The 11,893-nt window shown below is 64.7% G+C and carries 10 protein-coding genes; 9 read left to right on the top strand and 1 reads right to left on the bottom strand.

The window, feature by feature from the left end:
* From narH to nrdF, 6 genes are all read left to right on the top strand, one after another.
* A partial coding sequence (gene narH, locus ACT3S6_RS06310; protein ID WP_444554213.1) for a nitrate reductase subunit beta occupies positions 1-1,644 on the top strand: 1,644 nt, incomplete at its 5' end.
* Positions 1,641-2,300, top strand: a complete 660-nt coding sequence (gene narJ, locus ACT3S6_RS06305; protein WP_443384207.1) for a nitrate reductase molybdenum cofactor assembly chaperone — start codon at positions 1,641-1,643, stop codon at positions 2,298-2,300. The genes narH and narJ, both read left to right, overlap by 4 nt.
* Complete coding sequence (narI, locus tag ACT3S6_RS06300; RefSeq protein ID WP_443384208.1) at positions 2,300-3,049, top strand: respiratory nitrate reductase subunit gamma; 750 nt, start codon at positions 2,300-2,302, stop codon at positions 3,047-3,049. Before narJ ends, narI begins: the two co-directional genes overlap by 1 nt.
* Positions 3,050-3,389: 340 nt before the next feature.
* Positions 3,390-3,896, top strand: a complete 507-nt coding sequence (gene nrdI / locus ACT3S6_RS06295) for a class Ib ribonucleoside-diphosphate reductase assembly flavoprotein NrdI (protein ID WP_444554212.1) — start codon at positions 3,390-3,392, stop codon at positions 3,894-3,896.
* Complete coding sequence (gene nrdE, locus ACT3S6_RS06290) at positions 3,893-6,046, top strand: class 1b ribonucleoside-diphosphate reductase subunit alpha (RefSeq protein ID WP_443384210.1); 2,154 nt, start codon at positions 3,893-3,895, stop codon at positions 6,044-6,046. Before nrdI ends, nrdE begins: the two co-directional genes overlap by 4 nt.
* A gap of 34 nt (positions 6,047-6,080) precedes the next feature.
* A complete protein-coding gene (gene nrdF, locus ACT3S6_RS06285; RefSeq protein WP_443384211.1) occupies positions 6,081-7,115 on the top strand; it encodes a class 1b ribonucleoside-diphosphate reductase subunit beta in 1,035 nt (344 codons plus the stop codon).
* 65 nt (positions 7,116-7,180) lie between these two features.
* Here the strand turns inward: nrdF and ACT3S6_RS06280 are convergent, their stop codons facing one another.
* The gene (locus tag ACT3S6_RS06280; protein ID WP_444554211.1) at positions 7,181-7,927 is read right to left on the bottom strand and encodes an SDR family oxidoreductase; all 747 of its coding nucleotides are present in this window, start codon (positions 7,925-7,927) and stop codon (positions 7,181-7,183) included.
* A gap of 141 nt (positions 7,928-8,068) precedes the next feature.
* On the opposite strand from ACT3S6_RS06280, the gene ACT3S6_RS06275 reads away from it, so the two are divergent.
* From ACT3S6_RS06275 to ACT3S6_RS06265, 3 genes are all read left to right on the top strand, one after another.
* Positions 8,069-8,407: a YnfA family protein gene (locus ACT3S6_RS06275; protein WP_443384213.1), complete on the top strand. Its 339-nt coding sequence runs from the start codon at positions 8,069-8,071 to the stop codon at positions 8,405-8,407.
* A gap of 279 nt (positions 8,408-8,686) precedes the next feature.
* Positions 8,687-10,024 (top strand): acyl-CoA dehydrogenase family protein, encoded by a 1,338-nt coding sequence (locus ACT3S6_RS06270; protein WP_444554210.1) that lies wholly within the window; start codon positions 8,687-8,689, stop codon positions 10,022-10,024.
* Between the two features lie 314 nt (positions 10,025-10,338).
* Positions 10,339-11,877, top strand: coding sequence for an AMP-binding protein (locus ACT3S6_RS06265; protein WP_443384215.1), 1,539 nt, complete (start codon positions 10,339-10,341; stop codon positions 11,875-11,877).
* Positions 11,878-11,893: the final 16 nt, after the last annotated feature.

Below are 11,893 nucleotides of genomic sequence, written 5' to 3'. Positions count from 1 at the left end.
ATGGTGATGAACCTGGACAAGTGCATTGGTTGCCACACGTGTTCGGTCACGTGCAAGCAGGTCTGGACGAACCGTTCCGGTGCCGAACACATCTGGTTCAACAACGTGGAGACCCGGCCCGGTCTGGGCTATCCGCGTACCTATGAGGACCAGGAGAAGTGGAAGGGCGGCTGGACGCTGACCAAGCGTGGTCGGCTCAAGCTCAAGGCCGGTGGCCGGCTGAAGAACCTGATGACCATCTTCGCCGCACCCAATCTGCCAGGCATCAAGGACTACTACGAGCCGTGGACCTACGACTACGAGAACCTGACCACGGCTCCCGCCCAGGACCATATGCCGGTAGCCCGGCCCAAATCGTTACTCACCGGGCAGGACACCACCGTCACCTGGTCGTCCAACTGGGACGACGACCTGGCCGGGTCCGTGGAGAACACCCACCACGACCCGATCCTGCAGAAGGTCGGGGACAAGATCAAATTCGAATATGAGCAGACGTTCATGTTCTACCTGCCCCGCATCTGCGAACACTGCCTGAACCCCTCCTGTGTTTCCTCCTGCCCCACCGGCGCCATCTACAAGCGCGAAGAGGACGGCATCGTGCTGGTGGACCAGGACCGCTGCCGCGGCTGGCGGCAGTGCGTGGGCGGTTGCCCGTATAAGAAGATGTACTTCAACCACAAGACCGGCAAGGTCGAGAAGTGCACGTTCTGCTATCCGCGCATCGAGATCGGCCAACCCACGATCTGCTCGGAGACCTGCGTGGGTCGTCTGCGCTACCTCGGCCTGATGCTCTATGACGCCGACCGGGTCCTCGAGGCCGCATCCACCCCGGACGAGCACGGCCTGTATGAAGCCCAGCGCGAGGTGTTCCTGGATCCGAACGATCCCGAGGTCATGCGTGAGGCGCTCAAGGCCGGCATCCCCGAGGACTGGGTGGAAGCGGCCCAGCGGTCGCCGATCTACGCGCTGATCAACAAATACAAGGTGGCCCTGCCGCTGCACCCCGAATACCGCACCATGCCGATGGTCTGGTACATTCCGCCGCTCTCCCCGGTGGTGGATGCGGTCAGCGACACCGGCGAGGACGCCGAAAAGCAGGACAACCTGTTCGCGGCCATCGACAAGCTCCGGATTCCCATCGAGTACCTGGCCGGGCTCTTCACGGCCGGGGACACCAAGCCGGTGGATCTGGTGCTGCATAAGCTGGCGGCCATGCGCTCCTACATGCGCGATATCAATATGGGGTGGGAACCCCAGGAGTCCATTGCCGAATCGGTGGGGATGACCGGCCAGGAGGTCCAGGACATGTACCGTCTGTTGGCCATCGCCAAATATGAAGAACGCTATGTCATCCCCTCCGCCCACTACGAAGACGCCCACAAACTGGAGAACATCGCCACCGAGTGCTCGCTCGACGTCGACGGCGGTCCGGGTATGGGCGGCATGGGCGGGATGGACGGCTCCTTCGCCCAGGATCCGGATATGGGCAAGGACCCGGGCCTGGGATCCCCCGATGTGCCGGGACGTCCCGAAGGAGTGCGCATCAACCTGTTGAACTGGGACGGCCAAGGCACCCCCGAGGGGTTGTTCCCCGAATCGTCGTCGGACTCGGCGGCTTCGCCGCAGGGAGGATCCTCCTCATGACACCCCCCAAGGCCCCCGCGCTCAAATACTCCACCGAACAGCTCACCGGGATCTGGCAATCCGCGTCCATCCTGCTGGACTACCCCGATGAGGAACTGTTCTCCCGGCTGGAACTACTCAGTGAAGTGGCCGCCGGCCTGCCCACGAAGGTCGGGGCGGGATTGCAGAAGACCATCCAGCACCTGCAGCAGGGGACGTTGCGCGAGATCCAGAGCGAATATGTCGACACCTTCGACACCCGGCGTCGGGGATGCCTGTTCCTGACGTACTTCTCCAACGGGGAGACCCGGAAACGGGGTCTGGCGCTCCTGCGCATCAAGCAGGTCTATGTGAAGGCCGGACTGACCTTGACCGAGGACCAGCTCCCGGATCATCTGTGCGTGGTCCTGGAGTTCGGGGCCCTGACCGACGTCAAGGCGGGGCTGAAGATCATCTTGGACAACCGTGCGGGTCTGGAGCTGCTGCGGATCCATCTGCGCGAAGTCGAATCCCCCTGGTTCGGGGCCATCGATTCCGTCTGCGCCACCTTGCCAGCACTGAAGGGCAAGGACCATGAGGCCGTGCAACGGCTGATCGCCGAAGGCCCCGAAGAAGAGGAAGTCGGCTTGGACACCTATGGAACGCCGGATCTGGCGCCGATGCCGGGAGGCATGTAATGGACGACCCGTTGAATGTCTTTTTGTGGCTGATCTTTCCCTATATCTGTCTGACCATCTTCATCCTCGGGCACATCTGGCGGTATCGCTATGACAAGTTCGGGTGGACCTCACGGTCGAGCCAGATGTACGAGAGCAGCATCCTGCGCTGGGCGAACCCGATGTTCCACTTCGGGATCCTGGCGGTCTTCCTCGGCCACGTCATGGGTCTGGGGATCCCCCAGGCCTGGACCGATGCCGTCGGGATCTCCGAAGGGATGTACCACTTCATGGCGATCTCGGTCGGAGCCATCGCGGGGGTCTTCACGATCGTCGGATTCATCGGGCTGCTGTATCGGCGACGCTTCACCAAGGCCGTACTGGGCGCCACCACCAAGATGGACAAGACGATGTACTTCACCCTCGGGCTGGTCATCGTGGCAGGACTGGCCAATACCGTTTCGGGCGTGGCTGGAGCCTATAACTACCGCGAAGGCGTTTCCATCTGGTTCCGCAGCATCTTCTATTTCAACCCGCAGCCCGATTTGATGGTCGATGCCCCGTTCACGTTCCAGTTCCACGCCCTGATCGCCATCTTCCTCTTCGCGCTGTGGCCCTTCACCCGCCTGGTGCACGTCTTCACGGCGCCAGTGGGGTACATCTTCCGCCCCTACGTCCTCTACCGCAGCCGTGATGCCCATGCGGGATCGCGGGACGTCCGGCGCGGCTGGGAGAAGGTCGACACCATTCCCAAACGTCGTCCCGACTGATCGGAAAAGGACAACAGCAGATACTCCTCCCGGCGAGGGGGTGCCACGTGCACCCCCTCGCTGTGCTGTCCTATCGCCCCGGACCACTGTCCGGGCACCCACGTCAAGCGCACTTCCGCAGGCAAATCCCTGTTTTCATGCTCTTGAGCCTCGAGGGGCCGGCATTTCCCGCGGGAGTATTTCAGGGACGATTATAGAGTTCGATACTTCGAACTAGATACTACGAAGCCACGTAGACAAGTGTTTCAATGAGGTGCTATTACTAGATGTAGGCCATGAGGGGTCAACTGACCACAACATCTAGATCCGCCGTCAGGGCGGGAGTCAAGGAGCCTTGCGCATGAAGACGACTGAATCGGGGCGTTTGGACGGGGCCGGGCGCACGGCGTCCACCCCGCTCGACACGGACACCTCGCCGGAGGTGGTGTATTTTTCCAGCGTCTCAGGAAACACCCGACGCTTCATTGAACGGCTGGACCTGCCCGCGGTGCGGATTCCCTTGCGCCCCCGGATCGAGGGAGAGCTGCAGGTCTCCCGCCCGTTCGTCCTGGTGGTGCCCACCTACGGGGGAGGCCACCGTTCCACGGCAGTGCCCAAACAAGTGATCGGCTTCCTCAACGATCCGGTCAACCGTGGCCTACTGCGCGGGGTGATCACCGCCGGGAACACGAACTTCGGCGAGGACTACTGCCTGGCCGGGACGGTCATTTCCGATAAATGCCAGGTGCCCGAACTGTATCGGTTCGAACTGCTGGGCACCGAACGCGATGTACACCGGGTCCGCGAGGGCCTCTCCACCTTCTGGCACGACCACCACGCCACCACACCACTCGAGGAGTACGCATGACCACCGACATCATGGAGCCCACCACCGACGGCATCGGGGCCCGCAAGGACTACCACGCGCTGAACGCGCAATTGAACCTCTTCGCCGCCGATGGTTCGATCCAACTGGGCAAGGACCATGAAGCGGTCGAGGCCTATCTCGCGGGCCACGTCGAACCGCGGATGATCCGCTTCGACGACCTGGAAGCGAAGATCGACTACCTCATCGCCAATGAGTACTACGAGGAAGCGCCGATCCGCGCCTACCCCTGGGCGTTCGTGAAGGAGCTGTATCGCAGTGCCTACGCCCATGGGTACCGCTTTTCGACCTTCCTGGGCGCCTTCAAGTTCCATGCCGGCTACAGCCTGAAGACCTTCGACGGGGACCATTACCTGGAAACCTTCGAGGACCGCGTGGTGTCCACCGCATTGTTCCTGGGCCGCGGGGACGAGGAGCTGGCCGGCAGGCTGGTTCAGGAGATGCTCAGTGGACGGTTCCAGCCGGCCACCCCGACGTTCCTGAATGCCGGAAAGACCCAGCGCGGTGAACTCGTGTCCTGCTTCCTGCTGCGCATCGAGGACAATCTCGAATCCATCGGCCGCAGCGTCAACTCCGCCTTGCAGCTCTCCAAGCGCGGCGGCGGCGTCGCACTGCTGCTGACGAACCTGCGCGAGCAGGGCGCACCGATCAAGAAGATCGAGAACCAGGCCTCCGGCGTCGTCCCGGTCATGAAGATCCTGGAGGACTCCTTCTCCTACGCCAACCAGCTCGGGGCCCGCCAAGGCGCCGGCGCCGCCTACCTGCACGTCCATCACCCCGACATCCTGGCGTTCCTGGACACCAAACGGGAGAACGCCGATGAAAAGATCCGGATCAAGACCCTCTCGCTGGGTGTGGTGATCCCCGATGTGACCTTCGAGCTGGCCAAGCGGGGGGAGGACATGCACCTGTTCTCGCCCTATGACGTCCAGCGGGAGTACGGCACGGCCCTTTCGGATCTGTCGGTGACCGAGCACTATGACGAGATGGTCGCGAACCCGCGGATCGGCAAGAAGACCCTCAGCGCCCGGGCCTTCTTCAGGACCATCGCCGAACTGCAATTCGAATCGGGCTACCCGTACGTGATGTTCGAAGACACGGTCAATGCCGCCAACCCGCTGAAGGGGTGGATCAACATGTCGAACCTGTGCTCGGAGATCCTGCAGGTGAACACCGCGTCGGACTACGACAACGCCATCGGATACCAGCAGGTCGGCCGGGACATCTCCTGCAACCTCGGATCGCTGAACATCGCCGCGGCCATGGCCTCCGGTGACCTGGCGAGCACGGTCGACACCGCGGTACGCGGGCTGACCAGTGTCTCCGAGCTTTCGGACATCGACGCGGTCCCCTCCATCGCCCACGGCAACGAGCTCTCCCATGCGATCGGCCTGGGGCAGATGAACCTGCACGGCTACCTGGCGTCCCAGCGCATCCACTACGGCAGCGAGGAGGGCGTGGATTTCACGAACATGTACTTCTACACGGTCACCTACCACGCACTGCGCGCCTCGAACCGGATCTCGATCCACCGCGGACAGGCCTTCGGGGACTTCGAGAACAGTTCCTATGCCGACGGCTCCTACTTCGAGAAATACACCGAAAGGGTCTGGGAGCCGGCCACGGCGCGGGTGCGTGAGGTCTTCCGTGAAGCCGGCGTGGACATCCCGACCCGGCAGGACTGGCAGGAACTAAGCGAATCCGTGCAGAAGCACGGGATCTACAACGCCTACCTGCAGGCGGTGCCCCCGACCGGATCGATCAGCTACATCAACAACGCCACCGCGTCGATCCACCCCATCGCCTCGAAGATCGAGATCCGCAAGGAAGGCAAGCTCGGACGCGTGTACTTCCCGGCGCCGCATATGGACAACGAGAACCTGGAGTTCTTCAAGGACTCCTACGAGATCGGCTACGAGAAGATCATCGACACCTACGCAGCGGCCACGCAACACGTGGACCAGGGACTGTCCTGCACGTTGTTCTTCCGCGACACCGCCACCACCCGCGACATCAACAAGGCGCAGATCCATGCCTGGCGCCAGGGCATCAAGACGCTCTACTACATCCGGTTGCGGCAGATGGCCCTGACCGGCACCGAAGTCGAGAACTGCGTTTCCTGCGAACTCTGACCCTCCACCCCCGACGAAGGAAGACCCCATACCCATGAGCTTGTCCCCAGAGGCCCCGGTCGCCGAGCACCTGCTGCGCGACTCAGTCACCCCTCCCTCCTACCGGATCGACCCCGCCGCCCGGTTGCGGCCGATCAACTGGAACCGCGTCACCGATGAGAAGGACCTGGAGGTCTGGAACCGTTTGACGGCCAACTTCTGGCTGCCCGAGAAGGTCCCTCTCTCCAACGACATCCCGGCCTGGCAGCGGATGTCCCAGGAGGAACGAACCCTGACCATGCGGGTCTTCACCGGGTTGACCATGCTGGACACCGTCCAGGCGACCGTCGGGGAGATCAGCCAGATCCAGGATGCGCGGACCGAACACGAAGAGGCCGTCTACACCAACATCGCCTTCATGCAGGCCGTGCACGCCCGCTCGTATTCCTCGGTCTTCTCGACGCTGACCAGCACCCGGGAAATCGATGAGGCCTACGCCTGGGCCGTGGGCAACGACCAGCTGCAGGAACGGTGCAAGAAGGTCCTGCACCACTACTACGGGGATGATCCGCTCAAACGCAAGGTCGCCTCCACGTTGCTGTCCTCGCTGCTGCTGTATGCGGGCTTCTATCTGCCCCTGCACTTCTCGGTGCACGCGACGCTGACGAACACCGCGGACATGATCCGCCTGATCCTGCGGGACAAGGCGGTGCACGGGTACTACTCCGGCTATAAGTTCCAGCGCGGGCTGGAAACCCGCAGTCGGGAGGAACAAGAAGAGATCCGCGTGTTCACGTACGAGCTGCTCGAGGAACTCTACGAGTTGGAACTGGACTACTCCGGGGCGCTCTACGAGCCGCTGGGGCTGATGGAGGACGTGGCCGTCTTCGTGCGGTACAACGCCAATAAGGCGCTCATGAACCTGGGCTATCCCGCACGGTTCCCGGCCGAGGAAACCGAGGTCAACCCGGAGATCCTGGCCGCCCTGTCCCCGGGGGCCGATGAGAACCATGACTTCTTCTCCGGCTCAGGTTCCTCCTATGTCATCGGCAAGGGGGAGGACACCACCGACTCCGACTGGGCCTTCTGAGCCAACCATCACGAAGATGCCGGCACCCCTGGAGAGATGGGGGTAGGGGGTGCCGGTCCCGCACCTCAGCGGGGACCGGGCCGCTCCTGCAGGTACTGCGCGAAGGTCTGGTCCCCGTAGGGTTCTCCGGGGACCAGGTTCGCCCCGGCGTCGAGCCCCTTGAAGATCTGGAGGAAGGGCAGGCGCACCTGGAGCGAGGGGCGTCTGCCCCCGCGGGCCGTGCGCCATTGCCGGTACAGCTCACCGATGCCCAGTCGTTCGGGGCCGCCGATGTCAGCCACCCTGCCTTGGGGGACGCCGGCAGCCCAATGCGCCAGCCGGCCGGCCACCTCGGGCACGGCGATGGTCTGGAACCGTGCGGCCGGGGCCAACACGACCGGTAGGTGGCGTTGGGCGGTGAAGAGCCCGTCGATCAATGAGTGGAACTGGGTGGCCCGTTGCACGGTGAACGGCACCCCGGAGGCCTGCACGACCCTTTCGATCGCGAGCCGCTGGTTGTAGTAGGACAGCGGGATGTCCTCGATGCCGACGATCGAGATGAGCACCAGATGTCCGATGCCGGCCCGCTGGACGGCAGCCACCAGGTTCCGGGCGAGCCTCAGATCCCGGGCACCCCCGGTATGGGCGCAATGCACAACCGTCTCCACCCCGCGCAGGGCCTCGTTGAGACCTGCTCCGGTGAACAGGTCGGCCGGGAGCAGGCCGACCCGCCCGGAACTGGAGGTCCCCACGGCCTCGTGGCCGGCGGCCTCCACCGCGGCAAACGTCGGGGCCCCGAGTTGTCCCCCGGCCCCGGTGATCAGGATCTTCATCGTGCGCCCCTTTCCGGCGGGACCAGAGCGTGCACCAGACCCGCGTTGGATCGTGGAACCAGTCTGCCCCGCCGGGCCGGCGAAGGACAGGTGGGCGCCCACCCAACTCCGGGGAAGGGGGGCGTCGGTCAGACTGGAGGCATGACCATCACGAAATCCATCGTCCTCTTCGCCCTGGCAGCCGTCGCCGAAATCGGTGGCGCCTGGCTGATCTGGCAGGCCGTACGCGAGGACCGGGCCTGGTGGCTCGCCGGCCTCGGGGTCATGGCCCTCGGTGTCTACGGGTTCGTGGCGACCTTGCAGCCCGAGGCGAACTTCGGGCGGATCCTGGCTGCTTATGGCGGAGTGTTCGTCGCCGGTTCCCTGCTCTGGGGGATGGCCTTCGACGGGTTCCGTCCCGATCGGTGGGACCTCGTGGGGGCGGCGATCTGCCTGGTGGGCGTCGCGGTCATCATGTTCGTTCCGCGCACGGGAAACTAGGAGGCCCCCGGGGCCTGGCCGAGGCCGCTCCCGACCGCCGGGAACACCGGTCCCCGGGTGACCTCCCGTGACGGCGGAAGACCGAAGGTGACACCCGAGGGGCGTGGTGGCGGGCCGGTGACCGGGGAGGGGCGCCATGTTTCGTCACGGGAGGTCACCGACCGTCAAGCCTGTCGGGGACCGAGGGACGGACGGATAGCTTCGGTCGGGAGGCCCCGATCGCGGGCTTCCGAATCGTTCCCCCCGGCGCCGCCTGGCGCCCGATCCGCAGGAGGGCCCATGAGCCAGCAGACCGTTAAACCCACCGCCGCAGCGGCAGGACAGCCCACCTTCGCCGAACCGGGGCGCCCCGCGGCGGTCATCCACCCCGTAGCCCGACTCGAAACGACCCTGCCGCAGTACCAACAGCTGGCCGCCCGTTTCCGACCGCTCTTCGCTGGGATCGCCGCGGAATCCTCTGCCCGTGAAAAGGACCACCAGCTCCCGGTGGCGCAGATCCGGGAACTGGCCGCGGCCGGGTTCGGGGCCCTGCGGGTGGCCGTGGAGGACGGCGGCTTCGGAGCCAGCCTGCCGCAACTCTTCGCCCTGTTGACCGAACTGGCGGCCGCCGACTCGAACATCCCCCAGGCCCTGCGCGCCCACTTCGCCTTCGTCGAGGACCGGATCCTGGCCGAGCCCGGTGAAGCCCGTGATCGATGGTTGCGCCGTTTCGTGCGCGGTGAACTGGTCGGCAACGCCTGGACCGAGGTCGGAGCCGTCGAAGTCGGGCAGGTCCAGACCACCGTGGACCCGGCCCCCGAGCTGGGCCCCGGCCTCTTCCGGGTCAACGGGACCAAGTACTACTCGACCGGCAGCATCTTCGCCGACTGGATCGATGTCTACTCCGAACGCACCGACACCGGCCGTCGGGTCATCGCCGCAGTCGATGCCCACCAGGCTGGGGTGCGCCACCACGATGACTGGGATGGTTTCGGCCAGCAGACCACCGGCTCGGGAACCTCGATCTTCGTCGACGCCGTCGTGCGCCAGGAGAGCCTGATCGATTTTGAAACCCGCTTCAAATACCAGACGGCGTTCTACCAGACGGTGTTGCTGGCCGTGCAGGCCGGCAGCATCCGTGCCGCCGAACGGGAGTTCGCCGCCGAGGTCCATCGCCGTACCCGCACCTTCAGCCATGCCGCTGCACCGGTCTGGCGCGAAGACCCGCAGATCCTGCAGATCGTCGGGGAGGTCTCCGCCGCAGGGTTCGCGGGGGAGTCCATCGTCGAACGGGTGGCCGCCTCCCTGCAGGAAGCCCACGATGCCGCAGCGGACCTCAGGGCCGGACGGATCGACGCCGATCGCGAGGAAGATCTGAACGACGGCGCCGAACTGGCCTCCGCACAGGGCCAGGTGGCGCTGACCCCGCTTTCGGTGGACGCCCTTTCGCACGCCTTCGACGCGCTGGCCGCCTCGGCCACCTCCACGGTGAAGAACCTGGACCGGCATTGGCGCAATGCCCGCACCGCGGGGAACCACAACCCGGCGGTCTTCAAGGCCCGCCTGATCGGGGACCTGACCGTGAACGGCACCGCCTTGCCCCGGGTGTGGGCCATCGGCAAGTCGAAGAAGCCATGATCACCACCGGATCATTGATTACGCATAATCTTTACAGCCTAATCAAGTAAGGCTAGGCTAATTCTGCTTGGTTGAAGGTGATGCCCGATGGCCGCAGACTCGTCGCAGTAGTCTGCGGCCATCGGTCTGCCAGGGGGCGCCGGTGGTGCAGGCCACCCTTCGTCCGGCATTCCGCCCCGCCACCCACCATGGGCGCCTCGAGCGATCGTCGTCCACCGGATGGTTCCGGGGGCGGCGTGGAACGGAGTTTCTTGACGTGGGCCTCGGTTTCATTACACACTGATGTGACATATCCCACGAGTCGAGGAGCGGCAATGTTCGCCACCCTGTCAGTTGCCGCCATCGTCGCGGAATCCGCCCAACGCTTCGGCGACCGCCCGGCCATGACGTTGGCGGGGGAAACCGTGAGCTATGCGCAGCTATGGGACCAGACCCGCGCCTACGCCGGTGCGCTGCGTGATCGTGGCATCGGCCCCGGCTCCCGGGTGGCCGTATTGATCCCCAACGTCATCGACTTCGCCCGCACCTACTATGCGGTGCTGGCCCTGGGCGCGACCGTCGTGCCCGTGCACGCCCTCTTGAAGCGCCACGAAATCGAATACATCCTCAACGACGCCGAGGCCTCCCTGCTGGTCTGTGCGGCCCCGCTGCTCGGTGAAGGTGCGAAGGCCGCCGCGGCATCCGACGTCGATGTGGTGACCGTTCTCGCCCCGGAAGGCGAGGGGCCGGACCGCCTCGAAGACCTCGCGGGTCAGGCAACACCCATCGACACCTACCTGCCGATGCGCCCCGACGACAACGCGACGATCCTCTACACCTCGGGCACCACCGGCAAACCCAAGGGGGCATTGGGCTGCCACTTCGCCCTCCTAGAGCAGGTCAATGTGCTGCTGACCAGCACCTTCGACTACCGCGAGGGGGACCGCGTCTTCGGCGGATTGCCGCTGTTCCACACCTTCGGACAGACCGTGGTGCTCAATGCCGGGCTCCGCGCCGGAGCGGAGATCATGCTGCTGCCCAAGTTCACCCCGGCCGCCGCCTTGGATCTGCTGCTGGACAACGACGTGGATATCTTCTGCGGGGTGCCCACCATGTACATGGGACTGCTCCAGGCTCATCGGGACCGCCCGGAGAAGCCGACCAAACTGCGTTACGCAGTGTCCGGCGGCTCCGCGTTGTCGGTGGCAGCGCTGCACAACTTCGAGGAGGCCTTCGGCGCACCGGTCCATGAGGGCTGGGGGCTGACCGAGACCTCACCGGTGGCCGCCTTCAACCACGTGGGCGACGTGCCGGTTCCCGGCAGTGTCGGCAAGGCCATCTGGGGTGTGGACATCGAGGTCGCCCGTCCCGAGGTGGCCGAATCCATCGAATTCCTGCCCCGCGGAGAGCTGGGCGAGTTCGTGGTCCGCGGACACAACCTCTTTTCCGGCTACCTCAACCGCCCCGAGGCCACCGCAGAAGCGGTCGTCGACGGCTGGTTCCGTACCGGAGACCTGGGGACCAAGGACGACGACGGCATCCTGCGGATCATGGACCGCAAGAAGGAAATGATCCTGCGCAACGGCTACAACGTGTATCCACGCGAGGTGGAGGAGTTCCTGATGGAACATCCAGACATCGACAGCGTTGCCGTCTTCGGCGTGGAGGATGCAACCCACGGCCAGGAGGTCGCGGCAGCGGTCTCGTTGGTCCCGGGTAGCAAGCTCACCGCCGACGACATCCGCGCCTACGCCAAGGACGGGGTGGCAGCCTATAAGTACCCGCGGATAGTGCAGATCGTCTCCGAGTTCCCGGTCGGACCCAGCGGCAAGATCCTCAAACGCGAACTCGTCGCCCAATACTCCAAGGAGTAAGGACGCAGCGAACGAC

It is taken from the genome of Arthrobacter sp. AOP36-C1-22 (genome assembly GCF_052377515.1).
In the GTDB taxonomy this organism is placed as follows: domain Bacteria; phylum Actinomycetota; class Actinomycetes; order Actinomycetales; family Micrococcaceae; genus Arthrobacter_H.
The sequence above is the reverse complement of the archived record's forward strand: the minus strand, read 5'-3'. Positions and strand labels throughout refer to the sequence as shown.